At 70.1% G+C, this 21,702-nt stretch carries 17 protein-coding genes; 8 read left to right on the plus strand and 9 right to left on the minus strand.

What is annotated here, in order from left to right; all coding sequences use genetic code 11:
- Positions 1-55: 55 nt before the first annotated feature.
- The 3 genes from pip to IEZ15_RS34995 all read left to right on the plus strand — a co-directional run bounded on the left by pip (position 56) and on the right by IEZ15_RS34995 (position 4,626).
- Positions 56-1,033 carry a prolyl aminopeptidase gene (pip, locus tag IEZ15_RS34985; protein WP_189280938.1) on the plus strand — a complete coding sequence of 326 codons (978 nt, stop codon included), beginning with the start codon at positions 56-58 and terminating at the stop codon, positions 1,031-1,033.
- Between the two features lie 196 nt (positions 1,034-1,229).
- On the plus strand, positions 1,230-3,503 hold the full coding sequence (locus IEZ15_RS34990) for a peptidoglycan recognition protein family protein (protein WP_229846320.1): 2,274 nt from the start codon (positions 1,230-1,232) through the stop codon (positions 3,501-3,503).
- Positions 3,504-3,630: 127 nt separating this feature from the next.
- Positions 3,631-4,626 (plus strand): aldo/keto reductase, encoded by a 996-nt coding sequence (locus IEZ15_RS34995; protein ID WP_189280940.1) that lies wholly within the window; start codon positions 3,631-3,633, stop codon positions 4,624-4,626.
- Between the two features lie 97 nt (positions 4,627-4,723).
- Here the strand turns inward: IEZ15_RS34995 and IEZ15_RS35000 are convergent, their stop codons facing one another.
- Positions 4,724-5,254 (minus strand): PadR family transcriptional regulator, encoded by a 531-nt coding sequence (locus IEZ15_RS35000; protein ID WP_189280941.1) that lies wholly within the window; start codon positions 5,252-5,254, stop codon positions 4,724-4,726.
- A gap of 87 nt (positions 5,255-5,341) precedes the next feature.
- Between IEZ15_RS35000 and IEZ15_RS35005 the strand changes: the two genes are divergently transcribed.
- Positions 5,342-6,118, plus strand: coding sequence for an alpha/beta fold hydrolase (locus IEZ15_RS35005; RefSeq protein ID WP_189280942.1), 777 nt, complete (start codon positions 5,342-5,344; stop codon positions 6,116-6,118).
- A gap of 503 nt (positions 6,119-6,621) precedes the next feature.
- On the opposite strand, the gene thpR is transcribed toward IEZ15_RS35005, so the two are convergent.
- Positions 6,622-7,194: an RNA 2',3'-cyclic phosphodiesterase gene (thpR, locus tag IEZ15_RS35010; protein WP_189280943.1), complete on the minus strand. Its 573-nt coding sequence runs from the start codon at positions 7,192-7,194 to the stop codon at positions 6,622-6,624.
- Positions 7,195-7,294: 100 nt separating this feature from the next.
- Here thpR and IEZ15_RS35015 point away from each other — a divergent pair, with 100 nt between their 5' ends.
- The gene (locus tag IEZ15_RS35015) at positions 7,295-7,879 is read left to right on the plus strand and encodes a Uma2 family endonuclease (protein ID WP_189280944.1); all 585 of its coding nucleotides are present in this window, start codon (positions 7,295-7,297) and stop codon (positions 7,877-7,879) included.
- A gap of 69 nt (positions 7,880-7,948) precedes the next feature.
- On the opposite strand, the gene IEZ15_RS35020 is transcribed toward IEZ15_RS35015, so the two are convergent.
- Together IEZ15_RS35020 and IEZ15_RS35025 are read right to left on the minus strand one after the other, a co-directional pair.
- Positions 7,949-9,283 (minus strand): MFS transporter, encoded by a 1,335-nt coding sequence (locus tag IEZ15_RS35020; protein ID WP_189280945.1) that lies wholly within the window; start codon positions 9,281-9,283, stop codon positions 7,949-7,951.
- 95 nt (positions 9,284-9,378) lie between these two features.
- Positions 9,379-9,819, minus strand: coding sequence for a MarR family winged helix-turn-helix transcriptional regulator (locus IEZ15_RS35025; protein WP_093899797.1), 441 nt, complete (start codon positions 9,817-9,819; stop codon positions 9,379-9,381).
- Positions 9,820-9,964: 145 nt separating this feature from the next.
- Here IEZ15_RS35025 and IEZ15_RS35030 point away from each other — a divergent pair, with 145 nt between their 5' ends.
- Positions 9,965-10,180: a ribbon-helix-helix protein, CopG family gene (locus tag IEZ15_RS35030; protein WP_189280946.1), complete on the plus strand. Its 216-nt coding sequence runs from the start codon at positions 9,965-9,967 to the stop codon at positions 10,178-10,180.
- On the opposite strand, the gene IEZ15_RS35035 is transcribed toward IEZ15_RS35030, so the two are convergent.
- On the minus strand, positions 10,173-11,627 hold the full coding sequence (locus tag IEZ15_RS35035; RefSeq protein ID WP_189280947.1) for an NCS2 family permease: 1,455 nt from the start codon (positions 11,625-11,627) through the stop codon (positions 10,173-10,175). The genes IEZ15_RS35030 and IEZ15_RS35035 overlap by 8 nt on opposite strands.
- A 221-nt stretch (positions 11,628-11,848) precedes the next feature.
- Here IEZ15_RS35035 and IEZ15_RS35040 point away from each other — a divergent pair, with 221 nt between their 5' ends.
- On the plus strand, positions 11,849-12,154 hold the full coding sequence (locus tag IEZ15_RS35040) for a DUF2530 domain-containing protein (protein ID WP_189280948.1): 306 nt from the start codon (positions 11,849-11,851) through the stop codon (positions 12,152-12,154).
- Positions 12,155-12,371: 217 nt separating this feature from the next.
- Positions 12,372-14,852, plus strand: coding sequence for an HAD-IC family P-type ATPase (locus IEZ15_RS35045; protein WP_189280949.1), 2,481 nt, complete (start codon positions 12,372-12,374; stop codon positions 14,850-14,852).
- Between the two features lie 24 nt (positions 14,853-14,876).
- Here IEZ15_RS35045 and IEZ15_RS35050 read toward each other — a convergent pair whose 3' ends face one another.
- The 4 genes from IEZ15_RS35050 to IEZ15_RS35065 form a co-directional block, all read right to left on the minus strand.
- Positions 14,877-15,761, minus strand: coding sequence for a calcium-binding protein (locus IEZ15_RS35050; RefSeq protein WP_189280950.1), 885 nt, complete (start codon positions 15,759-15,761; stop codon positions 14,877-14,879).
- Between the two features lie 248 nt (positions 15,762-16,009).
- The gene (locus IEZ15_RS35055; RefSeq protein ID WP_189280951.1) at positions 16,010-16,942 is read right to left on the minus strand and encodes a hypothetical protein; all 933 of its coding nucleotides are present in this window, start codon (positions 16,940-16,942) and stop codon (positions 16,010-16,012) included.
- Between the two features lie 190 nt (positions 16,943-17,132).
- A complete protein-coding gene (locus IEZ15_RS35060; RefSeq protein ID WP_189280976.1) occupies positions 17,133-20,339 on the minus strand; it encodes a sacsin N-terminal ATP-binding-like domain-containing protein in 3,207 nt (1,068 codons plus the stop codon).
- 376 nt (positions 20,340-20,715) lie between these two features.
- A complete protein-coding gene (locus tag IEZ15_RS35065) occupies positions 20,716-21,651 on the minus strand; it encodes a DUF3027 domain-containing protein (protein WP_189280952.1) in 936 nt (311 codons plus the stop codon).
- Positions 21,652-21,702 lie beyond the last annotated feature (51 nt).

A 21,702-nucleotide genomic window follows, 5' to 3' on the forward strand; every position in this document is an offset into this window, starting at 1 on the left:
TACGCCCGCCCTACGCTGACCCCTTTGCACGCCGAGCCGAGGGAGCCACCGCGCCATGGACCGCAAGCCCGACGAGAAGTACCCGCCGATCGAACCGTACGAGCACGGCATGCTCGATGTCGGGGAAGGCAACCTCGTGTACTGGGAGGCGTGCGGCAACCCGGACGGCAAACCCGCACTGGTCGTGCACGGCGGTCCGGGGTCGGGATGCAAGGAGCGGCCCCGGCAGTACTTCGACCCGGACCACTACCGCGTCGTCCTCTTCGACCAGCGGGGCTGCGGCCGCTCCACCCCGCACGCGAGCGATCCTGCCGCCGACATGCGGTACAACACGACCGACCGGCTGATCGCCGACATGGAACGGCTGCGCGTCCACCTCGGGATCAGCACCTGGCTGCTGTACGGCGGGTCCTGGGGCTCGACGCTGATCCTCGCGTACGCCGAGCAGTACCCGGAGCGGGTCTCCGAGATCGTGATCCCGGCCGTCACGACGACCCGGCGCTCCGAGATCGACTGGCTGTACCGGGGCGCGGGCCGGATCTTCCCCGAGGCCTGGGACCTGTTCCGGGCCGGGGTGCCGGAGGCCGAGGGGGACGCGACTCCTGACGTACTCGCCGCGTACGCCCGGCGGTTGGAGAGCCCCGACGCGGGGGTGCGGGAGAAGGCGACGGCCGACTGGTGCGCCTGGGAGGACGCGGTGCTCTCCCAGGAGGCGTACACCGGACCGCCGCCGTACAGCGGGCGCCCCGGCCGGGCGCAGCAGGCGCTGGTGCGGATCTGCTCGCACTACTTCTCCCACGGCGCCTGGCTGGAGGAGGGGCAGCTGATCCGGGACGCGGGGCGGCTGACGGGGATTCCGGGCGTGCTGGTGCACGGACGGTTCGACCTGGGCGGGCCGCTGATCACCGCGTGGGAGCTGGCGAAGGCGTGGCCGGACGCGGAGCTGACCGTGATCGACGGTGCGGGGCATCTGGGCGGTCCGGCGACGAGCCGGGCGGTGCTGGCGGCGCTGGACCGGTTTGCCCGGCAGTGAACGTAAGTGGAATTTGCGCCATTCGCGGACGGCAGGAGCAGGGGGGAGGGTCGGGCTGTCGGAGAGGCATGGCAAGCTAAGCCTCCGCTGCATGTGCGGTAGCACTCGTACCCCCCACTGGTCCCATCGTGACCAGCTGTCGCCAGCCGCAGCGCCTGACGAATCAAGTGTCCGAAAACGATCCTTGGGGTACGACTTGAGATCGAAGCGAAGAATCTGGCTCACGGCTGCCCTGGCCACGTCCGCCGTGGCGGGCGTCCTGGTCTTCGAGGGGGTGACGGGCAACTCCTCGGTGGACGCCGACGCCAAGCCCGGCCCGGCCAAGGCCGACGTGCACGCGACTGCGCTGAAGGTCGACGGCGACGGCACCTCGGCCACTCTCGGCAAGCGGGACACCAAGCCGTTCAGCATGCTGGGCATCACCTGGACCGACCCTGCGGCCAAGGTCACCGGAGCCGTGGAGGTACGGACCAGGTCCGCCGCCAACGGGAACTGGACGTCCTGGCTGCCGCTCGAAACCGAGGTCGACGGGCGCACGGAGACCGGTCGGTCCGGCGTACGAGGGAGCACCGAGCCGCGCTGGGTGGGCCCCTCCAACGGTGTCGAGGTACGGATCAACGCAGGCGGCAAGGTCTCCGCGAAGCTGCCCGCGGGGCTGCGGCTGGACACCGTGGACCCGGGCCGGAGCGGCACCCTGAACGCGGACCCGGCCGCCTTCGCCGCCGACATCCCCGCGGCCGACCCCTCGGCCGATCCGTCGGACCCGGCCGCAACCGAGCCGCCCGCGCCGAACGACAGCACCGAACCGCCCGCCGAGGTCATACCGTCCGCCCCGGCGTCACCGAGCCCTTCCGACACGGCCACGGTGGAGCCCGCTCCCCCGGTGAGCCCGAGTCCCTCCGCGCCCGCGAGTTCGTCCCCGGCCGCGACCCTGCCGCCCGCGCCGCCGTCGACCGTGCCCAAGCCGCCCATCACCTCGCGTGCGGGCTGGGGCGCCGACGAGTCGATGAGCCCTGAGGCGCCGGAGTACACCGACACCATCAAGGCCGTCTTCGTCCACCACACCGCGGGGACCAGCAACTACTCGTGCGCCGACTCCGCGGCGATCGTGCGCAGCGTGTACGCGTACCACGTCAAGAGCAACGGCTGGAAGGACATCGGCTACAACTTCCTGGTCGACAAGTGCGGGACGATCTTCGAGGGCCGTAAGGGCGGGGTGGACCGGCCGGTCTTCGGTGCGCACACCTACGGCTTCAACCGGCAGACGGCCGGCATCTCGGTCATCGGTACGTACACGGACTCGGCCGCCCCGAGCGCGGTGACCACCTCGGTGGCCCGGATCGCCGCGTGGAAGCTCGGCCAGTACAAGGGCAACCCGACGGGCAGCACCATGCTCACCGCGGGCGCCACCGGCAGCAACCTCGCCGGCACCAAGTTCACCGCCGGTACGCAGTACTCCTTCAAGCAGATCTCCGGCCACCGCGACGGCTTCGCGACCGAATGCCCCGGCACCAAGCTGTACGGGCAGCTGCCCGCGATCCGCAGCCTCGCCGCGGGTCCGGTCACCGGACTGGCCATCAAGTCGGTGACCGGCGCCGGGCTCTCGGGCACGACGTACTACACCAAGTCCACGGTCACCGTGGGCTGGTCGGCGACCACCCCGAGCGCGTTCATCTCCAAGTACGAGCTGCTGGTCGACGGCAAGTCCGTCGCCACCACCACGGGCACCGCCACCTCCGCCAAGGCCACGCCGGCCGTCGGCAGCCACCAGGTCCAGGTCCGCGCCACCCACCAGTCGGGCAAGGTCACCACGTCCGCCGCGGCCACCGTGGTCGCCGACCAGACGGCGCCCGCCTTCACCACCAAGCCGAACCTGGCCCTGCGCACCGGCACGGTGAACACCACGGCCGTCCCCGTCACCCTGAAGTGGAAGGCCGCCGACGCCGCTTCGCTCAAGGAGGTCAGGCTCACCGCCCCCCTCGCCAAGACCTACGGCCCGACGACCACCAGCGCCTCGCACACCGCGAAGTCGGGTGTGGCGACCAGCTGGGCCATGACCGCGTACGACCAGGCGGGCAACACCGCCGCCGCATCGGTCTCCGGCACGCCGGTCATCGTCCAGGAGAGCTCGGCGACGAAGACGGGCACCTGGACGACGAAGTCCTCGTCCAGCTACCTCGGCGGCAAGTCGTACTCCAGCTCGTCGAAGAGCGCGAGCCTGAGCTGGACGTTCACCGGCCGCTCGGTCGCCCTGGTGGCCTCCAGGGCTGCCACCTCCGGCCAGGTGTACGTCTATGTGGACGGCGTGAAGGTGTCCACGACGGACCTGAAGTCCAGCACCACCAAGTACCGCGACGCGCTGTGGACGAAGAGCTGGTCGAGCAGCGCCAAGCACACCGTCAAGATCGTCGTCGTGGCCACATCGGGCCGGCCGACGGTCACCACCGACGGCATCGTGTACCTGAAGTGACCGAAGCAGCCGAAGCATCCGCGTGAGGCATTCGCATGACCCCCTGCCCCCGGCACTCCGCCGGGGGCAGGACGCGTTCGGGGTCACCCTTGCTTCGAGCGGACTCGAAGGCGTTGGCTTGGTGCCCATGAAGTACACGCAGCTCGGACGCACCGGACTCAAGGTCAGCCGCCTCGTCCTCGGCACCATGAACTTCGGCCCGCAGACCAATGAGGTGGACAGCCACGCCATCATGGACGCGGCGCTGGACACGGGCTTGAACTTCTTCGACACGGCCAATGTCTATGGGTGGGGTGAGAACAGGGGCCGTACCGAGGAGATCATCGGCACCTGGTTCGCCAAGGGCGGCGAACGCCGCGACAAGGTGGTCCTGGCCACCAAGATGTACGGGAACATGGCCGCCGACGGCGAGGCCTGGCCCAACCACGACAAGCTCTCCGCCGTGAACATCCGACGCTCGGTCGACGCGTCGCTGAAGCGGCTCCAGACGGACTACATCGACCTCTACCAGTTCCACCACGTCGACCGGAACACCCCCTTCGAGGAGATCTGGCAGGCGATCGACGTCCTGGTCCAGCAGGGCAAGATCCTCTACGCGGGCTCGTCGAACTTCGCCGGTTACAAGATCGCCCAGGCCAATGAACTGGCCGCCAGGCGCGGCTCGTTGGGCCTGGTCAGCGAGCAGTGCATCTACAACCTGATGGAACGCCGCGCCGAGATGGAGGTCATCCCGGCCGCGCAGGAGTACGGCCTCGGCGTCATCCCGTGGTCCCCGCTGCACGGCGGCCTGCTGGGCGGTGTGCTGAGGAAGGAGCGCGAGGGCACGGCAGGGCGTCCGGCCTCCGGCCGCAGCGCGGACGCGCTGCGGAACTCGGCGCAGCGCGAGAAGATCCAGGCGTACGAGGACCTGCTCGACAAGCACGGCCTGGAGCCGGGCGAGGTCGGCCTGGCGTGGCTGCTCGCACAGCCGGGGGTGACGGGGCCGATCGTCGGACCGCGCAACCAGGAGCAGTTGGACTCGGCGCTGCGGGCGCTGGAGCTGGAACTCTCCGCGGAGGTGCTGGCGTCGCTGGACGAGATCTTCCCGGGTCCGGGTCCGTCGCCGGAGGCGTTCGCCTGGTGAGGACGGCCTGACGGACTGTCCGTCCGATACGTACGGGCCGCCGCCGCCCCGTCCCCGTTCGGGGGCGAGGGCGACGGCGGCCCGTTGTGTGTCCGCGTCAGAGCGAGGCGTCGAGTTCCTTGAGCGTCTCATCGAGCCAGCTCAGCTCCGCCTGGCTGGTCGCACGGGCGATCCTCAGCAGACCCTGCCGGAACGGGTCCTCGAACGTCTCGGCGCCGAGGGGCTGCTCGCCCTCGTAGAAGAAGCTGCTCGGCTCCTCCAGGAACGTGAGCCGGCGCCGCAGCACCTCCGCCTGCTCGGCCGGGGACGCCAGATGGCGCAGGAAGGCGAGGACGGTGAACCAGCGGTTCTCGTCACTGATGTCCGTCTCGTCGGCCTCCCGCAGCCGGCGCCGCAGCTCCTCGCGCCCCGGCTCGGTCAGGGTCAGCGTGTGGCGGGGGGCGGCCCTGCTGCCCGGCTCCGTCCGGCGCTCCAGCCATCCGGCTCGCTCCAGGCGCTTGATCGCCGGGTACAGCGTGCCGTCCGCGATGGGGCGGACGTGTCCGGTGAGGTGGGCGACCCGACGCTTCAGCTCGTAGCCGTGCAGCGGCTGTTCGTACAGAAATCCCAGGATGGCCAGTTCCAGCATGCAAGCATCCTCCCCCATGGCGTTATACATAGATGCCGATATATAGTCTCGCCGAGGTCATCGATGGTGGGGTACGGAGGAGGAAACATGCAGAACGCTCAGGTGACGGCCGACGGTGCGCGCATCCGGTGGGTGGAGCTCCCCGGCCGCCCCGGCACGTCCCGTACCAGGGTCTATCTGCACGGGCTCGGGGCCTCGTCCGGCCCGTACTTCACCGCGAGCGCCGTGCATCCCCTGCTGGCCGACAGCCGGTCGCTGCTCATGGACCTGCTCGGCTTCGGAATCAGCGACCGCCCCACGGACTTCGGCTACACCATGGAGGAGCACGCCGACGCGGTGGCGGCGGCGCTGAAGACGGCCGACGCGTACGACTCGGACGTGGTCGCGCACAGCATGGGCGGCGCGGTGGCCATCGTGCTCGCGGCACGCCACCCGCAGCTGGTGGCCCGGCTGGTGCTGGTCGACGCCAATCTGGACCCGGTCGCCCCGGACCCGGCCCGGCCGGGCAGCAGCGGTCTCGCCCGGTACACGGAGGAGGAGTTCCTGGCCGGCGGCCTGGAGGAAGTACGCGACCGAGTGGGGCCCCACTGGTGGGCAACCATGCGCCTCGCGGGCCCCGAGGCACTGCACCGCACCGCCGTGCATCTCGCCCGCGGGACGACGCCGACGATGCGCGAGCTACTGCTGGACCTGAAGATTCCGCGTACGTATCTGCGCCCCCGGGACAACGGACCGCTGCCCGGCGAGGAATCGCTGATCGAGAACGGGGTGCGGGTCGTGGCGGTCCCGGACTGCGGGCACAACATCATGCTGGACAACCCGGAGGCGTTCGCCAAGGAGACGGCGTCGGCCGTCAACGCCTGAGACGGAGGGGTGCGCGCCGGACGCGCCGGGCCCACGCTCGCGCCCTTGGGTCGGTTCGTACCGCTCCTGGTCGGAGCCCTTGCCGCGGTCATGGGCTTCTTCACCCGGCCGACGATCGTCGCACGTCGCCGCGGGGTTGCGGGCGCGGCAATCAGCGCGGCCCCGGCCTCCTGCAACGAGGCCCGCCGAGGCACCGACGAGGCACCGCCCACCAGGCGTACCACGAGATCCGGGCACAGGCAGAACGCCAGGTGCCGATCCCATCACCCGATGATGCGTGGCGGCCGGGACGACCGGACGAGGAGGGCGCACGCCTCCACCGCCCACTTGCGCGCCGGCCGCTGCGGCGTCTTCGCAGCCGGATCGGCCGCCTGAGACACCGCCGCCGACGTCACGCTCCGACGGCGGCTGCCACGGCGACGACGACGAACATCAGCACGAGGGCGGCGGCCATGATGCGGTTTCTGGTCTTCGGATCCACCCTCCGAGCGTAACCGCCCGTCTCAGTGACCCAGCGACCAGGATGCGATCACCTCGTACCGCGGCTGCTCGCCCCGCACCCCGGCGACCGGCAGGTTGCTGCGTACGAGGGCGAGCTCACCGACCTCCCACGGGGTGCCCTCGAAGCCTCCGAGAGCCTCGACGAAGGGGCGCAGGTCGGCGTCGGTGCGGCTGCGGGCGAGGGTGAGGTGCGCGCTGTAGCGGCGGTGCTCCTCCATCGGGATGCCGGTGCGGCGGGCGGCGGCGTCGGCTCGTTCGGCCAGAAGCCGCAATGTGTCGATCCCGCCCGCGGCCCCCGCCCACAGCGCCCGCCCGCCGAACCGGCCGGCGCCGTGGATGCGCAACGGGAAGGGATCAGTACGGTGGGCCGCCCGTTCGAGGCGCGCATGCAGCTCGGGCAGCACCTCCTCGTCCACGGACCCGAGGAACGCGAGCGTGAAGTGCCAGCTGGGCGTACCGGTCCAGCGCAGTTTCCCGGCACCGGGGAGCGCGCGCAGCGGGTCGACGGCGCGGCGCAGTTCCTGGATCGCATGGTCGGGCGGCGACACGGCGACAAAGAGTCTGAGGCGGCTCATGGGCCGAGTGTCGCACCGTAACGGCGTGTCCCGGGCTCCGTGCGTATCGTTGTACTACGCGGCTGCCCGCGCCCGTGCGGCAGCGGGGAGGAGCGGCACGATGACCGTCGTGGACACCGACAGGATCGAGATGGCCGACATCAGCGACGAGCGCACTCTGGACATGATGTTCGAGTGGCTTGAGCCCACCCCCGAGGGATTCAAGGTCGAGATCGTCGAGGGGAACATCTACATGTCGCCACAGCGGCGCACACACTGGCGGATCATTCTCGACATCATCGAACAGTTGCGCGAAAGGTATCCGCGGGAGAGTTTGCTGTCCGACGTGCGTATCGACTTCCCGGGCCTCCTCAACGGCTTCGCTTGCGACGTGGTCGCCCTGGCCGAGGGCGCCACCGAGGACGCCAACGGCCGCTGCCGCTACCAGGACATCGAGTTCGTGGCCGAGGTGATCTCCAAGAACACCGCCGCCAACGACTACGGGGCGAAGAAGGCCACGTACGCCACGGCCGGCGTACCCGTGTACGTCATCGTCGACCCGTACACCGGCACGTGGCATCTCCACACGCTCCCGAAGGGCGACGAGTACCGCAGCGTGCTGAGCCTCGACTTCGGCACCCCGATCGACCTCACCGCGACCCTTGTGGGCCTCACCTTGGAGACGGGCGAGTTCCCCCGCGACTGACATACGTGCCACGGGCCCCGACCGGTATCCACCGGTCGGGGCCCGTGGCACGTGTTTTGCGGCCGGCCCTCAGGCCGCCGTGGCCAGCTCTTCGCGCGGGACGAACCGCACGTGCGGGCGGCCCGGGCGAAGGTCGACCTTGAGGCGGAGGCCGCCCACGCGGGCCAGCATGAAGCCGACGCCGAGTGCGGCCACCAGTGAGAACGCACCGCCGACCACCATGCCCGTACGGACCCCGTAGGCGTCGCTGACCCAGCCGATGATCGGGGCGCCCACCGGCGTACCACCGGCGAAGACCATCATGTACAGGCTCATGACCCGGCCGCGCATCGCCGGGTCGGCGGCCATCTGGACGCTCGTGTTCGCGCTGATGTTGGTCGTCAGGCCGATCATGCCGATCGGGACCAGCAGGATCGCGAAGAGCCAGACGGACGGCGACAGGGCCGCGACGATCTCCAGCAGACCGAAGGCCGTGCCCGCGGCCACCAGCATCCGCAGCCTCGAGGAGCGGCGACGGGCGGCGAGCAGGGCGCCGGCGAGGGAGCCGGCCGCCATGAGGATGTTGAAGAACGAGTACATCCCGGCGCCGCCGTGGAAGATCTCGTCCGCGAAGGCCGTGAGCCAGATCGGGAAGTTGAACCCGAACGTGCCGACGAAGCCGACCAGGACGATCGGCCAGATCAGCTCGGGGCGGCCGGAGACATAGCGCAGGCCCTCCCGCAGCTGCCCCTTGGCACGCGGCACGACGGTGGCCTTGTGCAGCTCGCTCGTACGCATCAGCATCAGGCCGACCAGCGGGGCCGCGAAGGACAGACCGTTGAACATGAAGGCCCAGCCGCTGCCGACCGTGGTGATCAGGACACCCGCGACGGCGGGGCCGATGAGCCGGGCGGACTGGAAGTTCGCCGAGTTGAGACTGACCGCGTTCCGCAGCTGGGCGGGGCCGACCATCTCGGAGACGAACGACTGGCGGGCCGGGTTGTCGACGACCGTCACCATGCCGAGCAGGAACGCGATGAGGTAGACGTGCCACACCTGGACGACACCGGAGAGCGTGAGCACCGCGAGGGCGATCCCGCACAGGCCGAGAGCCGCCTGGCTGACGAGAAGAAGCTTCCGCTTCGGGAGACGGTCGGCGATGACGCCGCCGTACAGGCCGAAGAGAAGCATCGGAAGAAACTGGAGGGCCGTGGTGATGCCGACGGCGGTGGCGGACCCGGTGAGGCTCAGGACGAGCCAGTCCTGCGTGATGCGGGACATCCAGGTACCGGTGTTGGAGATCACGGCGCCCGTGGCGAACAGGCGGTAGTTACGGATCTTCAGCGACGAGAAGGTCCCGCCGGGCTTGCTCTCGTGGGTGGAAGTCGGTGCGGGGGCGGAGTCTGCTCCGGATCCCGTACTCAAAAGGGTTCGCCTCCTCGGGCGTATACATTTCGCTGACTGACGGGATGCGGCGGTGCGGGCGGTGCGCCGGCTGTGGTCCGGCGCGGTCGGCCCCGCTACAGGTGGGCGAGCTTCTCCAGCACGGGCGCCGCCTTGCGCAGCGTCTCCCACTCTTCCTCGTCCAGGCCCTCGGCGAGGGTGGTCAGCCAGGCGTTCCGCTTGGAGCGGCTCTCTTCGAGCATGGCTTCCGCCTGTTCGGTCTGGCTGACCATCTTCTGGCGACGGTCATCGGGGTGCGGTTCCAGTCTGACCAGTCCCTTGGCTTCCAGCAGCGCGACGATGCGAGTCATCGATGGAGGCTGCACGTGCTCCTTGCGGGCCAGCTCACCGGGCGTGGCCGAACCGCAGCGGGCGAGCGTGCCGAGCACCGACATCTCGGTGGGGCTCAGCGACTCGTCGACGCGCTGGTGCTTCAGGCGTCGGCCGAGCAGCATCACGGCGGAGCGAAGGGAGCTCACGGCGGCCGCACTGTCGCCGTCGTGGATCAGGTCAGGCATGTTTATTAGCGTAACTCATTACCTACCCTAAAGACCATTCGTGTTACACGCGCGAGAGCCACCTCACCCAATCGATCACCCGAACGAGTGAGTTGGATCCGGAAAGTGACGCCAAAAGACCTCGTGGGCCGTAACCCTGCTTGCCATGGGATCGACTGTGCTCAGCCTGCGGATAGACGGTGAGCTGCTCGACCGGCTCAGGCAGCATGCCGCCAAACGCGGAATGAGCGTCCAGGACTATGTCGTCCGGACGCTCATTCGCGATGACTTCGACGAGCGCTTCAAGGCGGCCGTCGACGAGACGGAGAAGTTCTACGGCTCGGAAGGGACCGCAGGGATCAGGGCGGAAGAGGTCACGTGAGGCCGAGGGCCGGCATCGCGTAGTAGAAGACGAAGACCGCCGACACCACATACATGGCCGCCGGCACCTCGCGCCAGCGCCCGGCCACGACCCGCAGCACGGAGAAGGCGATGAAGCCGATGCCGATGCCGTTGGTGATCGAGTACGTGAACGGCATCATCAGCATGGCCAGGAAGGCCGGGATGGCGAGCGTGTAGTCGCTCCAGTCGATGTCCCGCACCGAACCCGAGATGATCAGGAAGCCGACCGCCAGCAGCGCCGGGGTGGCCGCCTGCGACGGGACCATGGTCGCCAACGGCGTCAGGAACAGCGCCACCGTGAACAGCAGACCCGTCACGATGCTCGCGAAGCCGGTGCGGGCACCCTCACCGACACCCGCCGTGGACTCCACGAAGCAGGTACCCGCCGAGGCGGAGCTCGCACCGCCCGCGGCGACCGCGACGCCGTCGACGAACAGCACCTTGTTGATGCCGGGGAAGTTGCCGTCCTTGTCCGTCAGCTTCGCCTCGTCGCCGACACCGAGGATGGTGCCCATCGCGTCGAAGAAGCAGGACAGCAGCACGGTGAAGACGAACAGAATGCCGGTGAGCACACCGACCTTGCTGAAGCCGCCGAACAGGCTGACATTCCCGATCAGCCCGAAGTCCGGGGTGGCGACCGGGTTGCCCGGCCACTGCGGGACGGTCAGACCCCATGCCTCGCCCGGCAGATCGGCGACCGCGTCGATGATCATCGCGAGGGCCGTCATCGCGACGATGGAGATCAGGATCGCGCCCGGCACCTTGCGGACGATCAGCGCGAGGGTGAGCAGCGCGCCGAGGATGAAGACCAGAACCGGCCAGCCGTTGAGGTGGCCGTCGCTGCCGAGCTGGAGCGGCACGGTGGTGTGCGCGGCGTCCGGGATGCGGGAGACGAAGCCCGAGTCGACCAGGCCGATCAGCAGGATGAAAAGACCGATGCCGATCGCGATGCCCTTGCGGAGCGACTGCGGTACGGCGTGCATCACGCGTTCGCGAAGCCCGGTCGCGACCAGCAGCATGACCACGATGCCCGCGAGGACGACCATGCCCATCGCGTCCGGCCAGCTCATCCTGGGAGCGAGCTGGAGGGCCACGACGGTGTTGACGCCGAGGCCGGCGGCCAGCGCGATCGGCACATTGCCGATGACACCCATCAGGAGCGTGGAGAACGCGGCGGTCAGCACGGTGGCGGTGACCAGTTGCCCGCCGTCGAGCTGGTGCCCGTACATGTCCTTCGCGCTGCCGAGAATGATCGGGTTCAGCACGATGATGTACGCCATTGCGAAGAACGTGGCGAATCCGCCGCGGATCTCGCGCGCAACCGACGACCCCCGCTCGGAGATCTTGAAGAAACGATCCAGGCCGTTGTGCGGCTGAGGAGCCGGAGACTGCTTGGAGTCGACCGAAGCGGTGGCCGAGGGGGACATGTATGACCTCAGTCGTACGTAGAGGGGGGTTAAAAGTGGTCAGCTTTGGACTTTCACACGAATAATTCGAGACAGCCGTAAGCAGATTCAGTATGAATACATAAGGCGAAGATCGCTATCTCCGCGCGTAGACCCTTGAGCCGGCTGACCTGTCGACCTTTATGCATGCCGTCTATACGGGGTACGGGAAGCGGCCACAGGTGGGCCCATACACTGAGGTCATGGCGAAGTGGACACCGAAGCACGAGGCACCCGAGCCCCTGGAGGGGCCCGTCGTCGCCACCATCACCGGCGGCACGATCCTCTGGTTCGTCCTCTTCCTGGTCCAGCTGCCGTTCTACGGCTGGTTCGACGACCACGGGCACCTGTGGTGGGTGTGGACCTGCCTGGCCGGTGCGGGGCTCGGCCTGATCGGCATCTGGTACGTACGGGGGCGCGACGCGGCGATCAAGCGGGCGGCGGCTTCCGGGGCTTCCGCGCCGGATTCCGGAACGGACCACAAGGGCACGTCGGGCGCCACGGCCTGACGCCGCACGACGCCTCGGGCGCCACGGCCCGACGTTCTATTACGCGGGTGCCACGGCCCGACGTTCTACGGCGACGCGGGCGCCACGGCCCGACCCTGATCGCACGCGCCCGACGACGGGATCCGCGTCCGACCACAGGACCATTCCCCTCCTCCCCCGGTCTGATCTTCGGACCCCCAGTGGGTGAATCGGACGATCCACCCGTACCGTCGGAACCATGACGCAGCGGGCACCCCACTCCTTCGGCGAGCAGACCCCCGGGGCATCCGGCACTTCCGGCCGCCCCGGGCCGGCCATGATCGACGCCGGGTCCGAGCTCGACCCGGTCCATCCGATGAAACTGCCGGCCCCGGCCGTGAGCACCCGCGGGCTGACCGCGGCCGAGGTGGCCGAGCGGATCGCCCGCGGTGAGGTCAACGACGTACCCGTCCGCTCGTCCCGTTCCGTCCGCGAGATCGTCCGCGCGAACGTCTTCACCCGGTTCAACCTGATCATCGGCGTGCTCTGGCTGATCATGCTGTCCGTCGCGCCGATCCAGGACAGCCTCTTCGGCTTCGTGATCATCGCCAACACCGGCATCGGCATCATCCAGGAGTGGCGGGCCAAGAAGACCCTCGACAGCCTCGCGGTCATCGGCGAGGCCAAACCCACGGTGCGACGCGACGGGGTCTCGGCCGAGATCTCCACCACCGAGATCGTCCTGGGCGATCTCGTCGAGCTGGGCCCCGGCGACAAGGTCGTCGTGGACGGCACGGTCGCCGAGGCCGACAGCCTGGAGATCGACGAATCGCTGCTCACCGGCGAGGCCGACCCGGTGCTGAAGCAGCCCGGCGACCCCGTGATGTCCGGCAGCTTCGTCGTCGCGGGCGGCGGCTCGTTCGCCGCCACCAAGGTCGGCCGCGAGGCCTACGCCGCACAGCTCGCCGAGGAGGCGTCCCGCTTCACCCTCGTCCAGTCCGAGCTGCGCACCGGTATCTCCACCATCCTCAAGTACGTCACCTGGATGATGGTGCCGACCGCGATCGGCCTGATCATCAGCCAGCTCTTCGTCAACAACAACGACTTCAAGGGGTCGGTCGCCCGGACCGTCGGCGGCATCGTCCCGATGATCCCGGAAGGCCTGGTGCTGCTCACCTCGGTCGCCTTCGCGATCGGTGTCGTACGGCTCGGCCGCAAACAGTGCCTGGTGCAGGAACTCCCCGCCATCGAGGGTCTGGCCCGCGTCGACGTCGTCTGCCTGGACAAGACCGGCACCCTCACCGAGGGCGGCATGGACGTCACCGAGGTCAGGACGCTGGGCGGTGCGGACGACACGTACATACAGCGCGTACTGGGTGCCCTCGGCGCGTCCGACCCCCGGCCCAACGCCAGCCTGCAGGCCATCGTCGACGCCTACCCGGACGGGGAGGAGTGGCGGTGCACGCAATCGTTGCCGTTCTCCTCGGCCCGCAAGTACAGCGGCGCCGCGTTCGACGAGGGCGGCGGCCGGGCGTCGGCCTGGCTCCTGGGCGCGCCCGATGTGCTGCTGCCCGAGCAGGACCCGGCACTCACCGAGGTCGGGCAGCTCAACGAGCGGGGGCTGCGGGTGCTGCTGCTGGCCCGCGCGCAGGGCGAGCTCGAAGGGCCTGACATCGCCGCCGGAGCCGTACCGAGCGCGCTGGTCGTGCTGGAACAGCGGCTGCGGCCGGACGCCGGGGAGACGCTGGCCTACTTCGCCGACCAGCGGGTCGCCGCGAAGGTCATCTCCGGCGACAACGCCGTCTCCGTCGGAGCGGTCGCCGGAAAGCTCGGCCTGCCGGGCGCCGAGAACACCCTGGACGCGCGCCGGCTGCCCACCGACCCGGACGACATGGCCACGGCCATGGAGGAGAACGCGGTCTTCGGCCGGGTCACCCCGCAGCAGAAGCGGGACATGGTCGGCGCGCTCCAGTCCCGCGGTCACACCGTCGCGATGACCGGCGACGGCGTCAACGACGTGCTGGCGCTGAAGGACGCCGACATCGGCGTCTCCATGGGTTCGGGCTCCGAGGCGACCCGGGCCGTCGCCCAGATCGTGCTGCTCAACAACAGCTTCGCGACGCTGCCGTCCGTCGTCGCCGAGGGCCGCCGGGTGATCGGCAACATCACCCGGGTCGCCACCCTGTTCTTGACCAAGACCGTCTACTCGGTGCTGCTGGCGATCCTGGTGGTCTGCTTCCAGGTCGACTACCCGTTCCTGCCGCGCCATCTGACCCTGCTGTCGACGCTGACGATCGGCGTCCCGGCCTTCTTCCTGGCCCTGGCCCCCAACAAGGAACGGGCCCATCCGCACTTCGTGCGCCGCGTCATGCGGTATGCGATCCCGTCGGGCGTCATCGCGGCCGTCGCCACCTTCGTGACGTATCTGATCGCCCGGCACTACTACTCCGGTACGGGTGCGCTGGACGCGGAGACCAGCGCGGCCACGCTCACGCTGTTCCTGGTCTCGATGTGGGTCCTGGCGATCATCGCCCGCCCGTACACCTTGTGGCGGATCTGCCTGGTGGCGGCGATGGGGCTGGCGTTCCTGATCGTGCTGGTGGTGCCGTGGCTGCAGAACTTCTTCGCGCTGAAGCTGGTGGGAGCGGCGATGCCGTGGACCGCGGTGGGCATCGCGGTGGTGGCGGCGGCCGGCCTGGAGTTCGCCTGGCGGCTGGTCGGCCGCCGCTTCCCGGTGTAGTTCCTGTGCTGCTGCGTGCGGGGGCTACTTCACGTCGACGAAGTCGCCCGCGGTCGTGACGGCCGGGGTGGTGGACGTACCGGCGAAGCTGTAGCGCCAGTAACCGTCGACCGACGCCTTGACGGTCGTCTTCAGGTTGCCCGTGCTGTTCGTCTTGATCGTCTTGACCGTGGTGTAGGTGCTGCTGGTCTTCTTGCGGAACTGGAGCTTCACCGGCTGCCCGGTGTAGCCGTGGTACGCGTGGTCCTCCCAGTTCGCCCGCGACAGCTTCCCGGTGACCGTGATCGTCCCGCCCTTCTTCACGGGCTCCGGAGCGGCGTTCACCGTCAGCTTCGACAGCCGCTGCACACGGGCCGTGCTGTAGAAGTCGGTGTAGGCGACGTCGGTGTCGTTACCGGCGAACGCACCCGCGGTGACGTGCCAGGTGCCGGCCAGGGAGTTCTTGTACAGGTCGTAGCGCGGGTCGATCGTGAAGGTCCGCTTGCAGGTCGAGGTCGTCGCGTTGACCTTGGTGCACGTCGCCACGTCCTCGTTCGGCAGGATGGCCCCGTCGATGGTGTTCTCGGAGGACGGGTCCGTACCGTGCCACAGGTCGGCGTAGGCATTGACGACACCGTCCGGGTGCGACGCGGTGACCGAGATGGAGATCGTCTTCGTGGCGGTGGTGCCCAGGACGATGTCCTTGCCGCCGTTGACGACGACCTTGGAGATGACGGGTTCCGCCGTGGCCGCGCGGGTGGCCACGGCGGCCTTCGAAGAACCCTTGGCGGCGGTGCCGAAGACCTCGGCGGCCGACGTCGGCTTGTGCAGGTTCGCAGCAGAGTGGTCGCCCGCCTGGGCGGCCGGAACGGCAAGAGCGGACAGAGCCAGGGCGCCGGAAACGGCTGCAACAGTGGCACGAATTCGCATGTGTTTCCCCAGTGGAGAAAGGGGCCCCCGCGAGTACGTGGTTCGACCCGGCCGGGGCTCGTTCGGTCTGTGAGTCTGCTGACTCGGAAGACCAGACCTCTTACGCATGTGAAGGGTTGTACGCAAAGTGGAGTTTTCACCCGGTCGTCCCGCGGCGAGAAGCGCGGCGGCCCACGCGGCGGGCCGTGCCCGGGGACGGGAGCCGTCCCCGGGCACGGCCCGGAGTGGTGCGTGTTGTGCGACGGAAATTACCTCACGTCGAGGAAGTCACCCGCGGCCGAGACGGCCGGGGTGGTGGACGTACCGGCGAAGCTGTAGCGCCAGTAACCGTCGACCGACGCCTTGACCGTGGTCTTCAAGGTGCCGGTGCTGCTCGACTTGATCGTCTTGACCGTGGTGTACGTGGAGCTGCCCTTCTTGCGGAACTGGAGCTTCACCGGCTGCGAGGCGTAGCCGTGGTACTTCAGGTCGTCGAAGTTCGCACGCGACAGCTTGCCGGTGACCGTGATCGTCCTGCCCTTCTTCACGGGCTCCGGAGCGGCGTTCACCGTCAGGCTCGACTGCCGCTGCACACGGGCGGTGCCCAGGCCGTCCTGCAGCGCGAAGCCGATCTTGGTGACGTCGGGGTTCATCGGGTCCTCGCCGTTGTAGTCGACGGCGAAGCCCATCGCCTTCCACGTCGTGGCGTCGGCGTTGCCGATCAGGTCGTACTGCGGCCAGACGGCGATCTGCCCCTTGCAGGTGGCGACCGTGGAGGACACGGCCTTGCAGGTGGGGTCGACATCGCCGTAGAGCTCGTTCGTCGGAGAGTTGAACGAGCCGCGGTAGAGCTCGGCACCGAGCTTGAAGTCCGAGGCGAAGATGTTCACATCGGCGGCGTGCGTCACGGTGAACGTGGTCGGCACGGTCTTCGTGGCGGTGGTGCCCACGGCGATCGGCTTGCCGCCGTTCACCGTGAACTTGGAGAAGGTGAGGTCGAGCTGACCGGGGGCGCTCTCAGCCGCGAGGGAGCGCGCGCCGGACTTGGCACCGGAGTCGGCACCGGTGGTGGACTGAGCGGCGCGCGCGACGTCGCTGACGGTCGAGCGGTGCGCGTCGTCGGCCTGAGCCGCCGACGGAATGACAAGGGCGGAGAGAGCCAGGGCGCCGGTTACGGCGGCCACGGTGGCACGAATGCGCATGTTCATTCCCCAACATGGAGAAGGGGGCCCGCGGAGGTCGTCCGCCCACAGGCCCACGATCGTCTGTGAAGCCTGGTGGCTTCACAGACGAGACCATCGAGACACGTGAACGGTTGTGCAGCTGTTGGGGATTTCTTGCGCATGTGCCCCGCGCCCCGGCGCCGATGTACTTCGGACCCGCTCCGGTCCGTCAGTCGAACCAGCGGTCCCGGGCCAGTTCCTCCGTACGGGACGGGTCCTCCAGCAGCGCCGCGACCTCGAAGCGGCGCGGCCACTGCCCCGCCGCCCAGGCCAGGCCCGCAGCGACGCCCTCCAGCGTGGCGGCGTGCACGGTCCCGTCGGGGGTGCGGCGCCAGTCCAGTTCGACGCCGCCCGCGCGCAGTTCGCCGTGCTCGATGTACACGTCCGGCGTTCCGGCGCCGAGCAGGACCCGTACCGAATCCGGCACTTGGTGCTCCTCACCCTCCGTCGTCACCTCAGCCTCGACGCTCTCGCCGAGCCTGCTCACCTGGAACAGCTCGGCCAGATCGGCCGCGCGTGTCGAGGTGACCGGGAGCAGCGGGAGTCCTCCGGCGAGCGGCAGCAGATCCGGGGCGTCCGCGATCACGGCGTCAGCCGCGTCGACGACCCGGACCTCGCCGTCGACCACGGCCCGCAGTTCGTCGGGCAGCGTGACCTGTTCCGGGTCGAGATCGGCCAGGGCCGTGTACAGGGAGTGCAGTTGTACGGGGTCGACCACACGGTCCCCGTCCGCGAGCCGGCCGAGGAGTTCGGCGGCGCCGCCCGGCTCGTCGAGGAGGGCGGTCACGGACGTCCGTACGCCGAGGGCACGCAGCACCTGGGCGTCGTCGAAGCCGGTCGCGTCGGCGGAGTCGTACAGTCCGGCCAGCCGCGGGTCACCGCCCGCAGACCGCAGACCGGCCGGGCGGCGGCCGTCGAGCACGGGGTGGTCGCGCAGCCACCAGGCCGTATAAGGGCGGACGGACTGCGTCGTGCCGTCGGGCAGCAGCACCCGCACCGGCTGGGTCAGCGCGTCGCGCAACGGCGGCTGGGCGAGCAGGGCGAGCGCCTGCGGCCAGGCGCCGTCGTCGACGAGGTCCAGGTCGCGAACGGCGACGAGTTCGGTGGCGACCGGCGGCACGACGGTGTCGGGCAGCTGGTCGAGGATGTCCTCGCACCACACGTCCACGGCGTCGAGCAGCCCGGCGTCGTCGGGCTCGGCGAAGTCGCCCTCGCGGGGCTCCAGTTCGTCCGGGTCCAGGACGACATCGGTGGCCCGCACGAGGGCGAAGGTGGCGAGCACACCACAGGCGGTGAGCGGCTGCTCGCCCCAGCGGTCGGTCAATTCCTGGTCGCAGAGAGCAAGTTCACCCTCCCGCATGATGGCCGCGAACGGGCTGCCGGGCAGCACGAGTTCACCGGCAGGTGCGGGTTCGCCGTCCTCGTCGGGAAGGGCGAGCGCGCCGAGCCAGGGCTCGTCGCCCGGTGCCAGTTCCGCGTCCCGCACAAGGGTGAGGACGGTCTCTGCGAGCTCTTCGGCGTCCAGCGCGTCCTCGTCCCAGATCTCACCCGCGTCCAGCGATCCGGCGACGGCTGCCCGCACCTGCGGGGTCGTCAGCACGGCGCGGGGCGTGGCGGGCAGGGCGCCCAGCTTCTCCAGCAGCGGATGGGCGGCGTCCGGGTGCGCGACCTTCAGACCGAGCCGGGCGAGGCGGCCCAGGACCGGGCCGGTGAGCGCGTCGGGGAACGGGAGGAGGACCTGGCGGGGTCCGATGGCGGTGCGGGGGGCGGTCGGGGTCGCGGCTTCCTGTGCTTCCGGTGTACCGGCGAGCGGGACGGGCAGGCCGGAGAGACGGTCCGGGTCGATGCCGGACAGGCTGTCGTACAGCCGCCGCCACCAGCCGGGGTCGCGCTCCAGACCGGCGAGACGGTCGATCGCCTCGGTCAACGGGACGCGGGCGATACCGAGGGTGCGCAGTTCGCTGCGGCGCTCCAGTCCGGCGGGCAGCAGGCACGGCAAGACCTCGGCGAGCACCCGTACGGTCTCGGCGCCCACGCCTTCCAGTACCTCGGCCTCGATGGGGCGCAGCGCGGTGGTGGCCGTCTCGCGGATGCCGTCCGCCTGCGCGTCCCAGGTGTCCCACCGGTCCATTTCGGTGGTGGCGTCGCGCGGGGCGGCAGGCTCCAGGAACGCGACGCGCGGCAGCCGCTCCAGGATCGCGCCGCGCAGGGCGCCGTCCAGTTCGCCCTTGCCGAGCGGTCCGGGGACGAGGTCGATGGTGTCGATGGACACCGGCTGCCAGTCGGCGAGCAGCTCGGCGTACGCATCGGCCGCACGCTGCACCAGGAAGTCGGTGAGCGGTCCCGGTGCGAAGTGGCGGCGGGCGGTGTCGAGCGGCAGCGACGCGATGAGCAGCGCCGGGATACCGAGGGGTTCGTCGGTGGGCGTCGGCGCGTGGACGACGGGGACGGTGCGGGGGCGTACCGGGGCGCCCTCCGTGTCCACCGGCACCGCCCAGGTGACCGACCAGTGCGGGCGAAGCCGTTCCTCGCGGGGCCGGTCGGCCAGCAGGGCGGGCTCGACGGGGCCGTGCCGGGTGACGGTGCGCCAGCGGTGCGTACCGTGCGCGGAGTCCTCGACATGGGTGTACGGGCCGTGCTGCGACCGGCGCAACGTCCGTACGGTGTCAGGGGTTTCGATCACGATCTCGTCGAGGCCGCGCAGAGTGAGCAGGAGCGCGTCGTCGACCGCGTCGAGCAGCCGGACCACGAGGTCCTCGGCGCCGCCGTCGCGCAGCGGGAGGACGACGACGGTGTCGTACCCGTCGGGTGCGGTGCCCTCGGCGGGCAACGGGAGCCGCAGCAGGGGTACGTGGCCGTCGCGGCGGCGGAGCTCGTCGCCGAGGCCCGGACTGGCGACGGCCGTCCTTGCGGCGAGGTCGCGGGCCTCGGCGAGGGACCAGCGGACGCCGCCGTGCCGGCCGACGACGGCGGGCTCGTCGCTCACCGCGAGCACGGCGGCGAACCCGACGCCGAACCTGCCGACAGCCCCCTCGTGGCCCTCGCGCTTGGCGGAGGCGCGCAGGGTGGAGAGCGACTCCACGCCGGTGGCGTCGAGGGGGGCGCCGGTGTTGGCGGCGGCAAGTGCGGCGGGAGCGTCCGCGGTCGCCGGGTGCAGAGTGAGGCGGAGCCGGCCGGGGACCTGTGCGCGGGCGGCGGCGTCGGCGGCGTTCTGGGCCAGCTCGACGACGAGGCGGTCGCGGTAGCCGCCGAGCGCGAGGTCCTCCTCGGCGTTGGCGTCCTCACGGAATCTGGCAGGGCCGGCGCCCCAGGCGTCGAGCACGCCGCGTCGCAGCCGTGCGGTCCCGAACGGGTCGGCCCCCTCGGTCGCATTCATGCTCACGCTCTGACTCCGCTCTCTCCGGTTACGCGTTGCCCGTGCCGCCAGTGTGCGCCTGAAGGTACCGGGTCCTCTCGCCGGACGGGGGGCGGTGTCTGCGGGGTGACCCACGGCAGGCCGGATTCTGCCGCACCGCACACCACCGCTCAGGTTCCGTCCTCGAACGCCGGACGGGCTGGGGCGTGCGAAATCAAGCCCGTCGAGGGGGTCCCCCCATGCCCTCAAGGCCATGGGGGAGATTGAGGACAAAGCGGTTCGCCGGGCGGGCCCACAGGCACGTCTCAAGCCCGTCCGGCGTTCGAGGACGGAACCGGTTCGCGGGGCGGGCCCGCAGGTTCGATGGCCGGGCGCGCCGGGGAAACCCCGGCCCCGCTCAGGAGTGACCGAGGTCCTCCGTAGGGCCGTCCGGTTCCGCCGGGACCGAGCCCGAGTCCCGCGCCGGACGCAACGGATACTCGTCCACCTGCATCGTGTCCAGCGCATGCGGCGCCGGCTTCGGCGGCTTCGGCATCACCGCCGCCTCCGAATGCCCACCGCACCCGTACGACAGCGACACCACATGCCCGTCCGCCGGACCGAACTCGTTCGCACACACCCCGAACGCCTGCTTCAGCGAACCCGCCAACGGCACCAGGAACGCACAGGTGACACAGGACGCCGGAGCAGCCTGAGCCATCGGCGTCTTCGCGCCGAACGCCTCGTCCCACCGGTCGGCCGCCGTGTGCAGCCCGTACCGCGAGAGCACCCGCGCCCGGCGCATACCGAGCTCCTCCGCGACCGCCGAGATCGAGCCCCGGCTCGTCGTCGCGGGGTGCGTCGTCAGCTCCGCGTCCTCCGCGTCGACGAGGTCGGCCATCTCCTGGGACACCTCGGAGACCGCGGAGTTCGGCGGCGGCTCCTCCTCGCCGGTGTAGCCGGGCTCCAGACGGAGGTCGTCCGCCTCGGTCGGCAGCAGATCGCCGGGCCCCATGTCCCCGGGACGCAGCCGCTCGCTCCACGGCACCCACTCCGGGGCGAGGATCGCGTCGCTGCCGGGCAGCAGCACCGTCTCGTCGAGGGTGACGTTCTTCGCGCGGGACGCCCGGGCGACGGTCACCGCCCAACGCCAGCCCCGGTAGCCCGGCTCCTCGCACTCGAAGAAGTGCGTGACGACCCGGTCCCCCTCGGAGACCACGGCCACATGCTCACCGACGACCCCCGGCGCGGCTGCTTCCTCGGCCGCCGCGCGGGCGAGGTCCACCGCCTCGGCGCACAGACGGTCGGGAACAGGGGTACGGGCCGTACGGCTTCGCGTCGTCACAGCACTCACAGGTCTCGCTTCTCTCCTACGCCAGTCTCACGAGCGCGCCAGCACATCCAT

The sequence above is a fragment of the Streptomyces atratus genome (genome assembly GCF_014648655.1).
Lineage (GTDB): Bacteria > Actinomycetota > Actinomycetes > Streptomycetales > Streptomycetaceae > Streptomyces > Streptomyces atratus.

What these genes read in the sequence shown, in the direction of transcription:
- IEZ15_RS35060 (WP_189280976.1), bottom strand. Translation starts at nt 20,339, where the DNA reads ATGAATGCGACCGAGGGGGCCGACCCGTTCGGGACCGCACGGCTGCGA.
- IEZ15_RS35045 (WP_189280949.1), top strand. Translation starts at nt 12,372, where the DNA reads ATGACGCAGCGGGCACCCCACTCCTTCGGCGAGCAGACCCCCGGGGCA.
- IEZ15_RS35000 (WP_189280941.1), bottom strand. Translation starts at nt 5,254, where the DNA reads ATGCTGGAACTGGCCATCCTGGGATTTCTGTACGAACAGCCGCTGCAC.
- IEZ15_RS35025 (WP_093899797.1), bottom strand. Translation starts at nt 9,819, where the DNA reads ATGCCTGACCTGATCCACGACGGCGACAGTGCGGCCGCCGTGAGCTCC.
- IEZ15_RS34995 (WP_189280940.1), top strand. Translation starts at nt 3,631, where the DNA reads ATGAAGTACACGCAGCTCGGACGCACCGGACTCAAGGTCAGCCGCCTC.
- IEZ15_RS35050 (WP_189280950.1), bottom strand. Translation starts at nt 15,761, where the DNA reads ATGCGAATTCGTGCCACTGTTGCAGCCGTTTCCGGCGCCCTGGCTCTG.
- pip (WP_189280938.1), top strand. Translation starts at nt 56, where the DNA reads ATGGACCGCAAGCCCGACGAGAAGTACCCGCCGATCGAACCGTACGAG.
- IEZ15_RS35055 (WP_189280951.1), bottom strand. Translation starts at nt 16,942, where the DNA reads ATGCGCATTCGTGCCACCGTGGCCGCCGTAACCGGCGCCCTGGCTCTC.
- IEZ15_RS35015 (WP_189280944.1), top strand. Translation starts at nt 7,295, where the DNA reads ATGACCGTCGTGGACACCGACAGGATCGAGATGGCCGACATCAGCGAC.
- IEZ15_RS35030 (WP_189280946.1), top strand. Translation starts at nt 9,965, where the DNA reads ATGGGATCGACTGTGCTCAGCCTGCGGATAGACGGTGAGCTGCTCGAC.
- thpR (WP_189280943.1), bottom strand. Translation starts at nt 7,194, where the DNA reads ATGAGCCGCCTCAGACTCTTTGTCGCCGTGTCGCCGCCCGACCATGCG.
- IEZ15_RS35035 (WP_189280947.1), bottom strand. Translation starts at nt 11,627, where the DNA reads ATGTCCCCCTCGGCCACCGCTTCGGTCGACTCCAAGCAGTCTCCGGCT.
- IEZ15_RS35005 (WP_189280942.1), top strand. Translation starts at nt 5,342, where the DNA reads ATGCAGAACGCTCAGGTGACGGCCGACGGTGCGCGCATCCGGTGGGTG.
- IEZ15_RS35040 (WP_189280948.1), top strand. Translation starts at nt 11,849, where the DNA reads ATGGCGAAGTGGACACCGAAGCACGAGGCACCCGAGCCCCTGGAGGGG.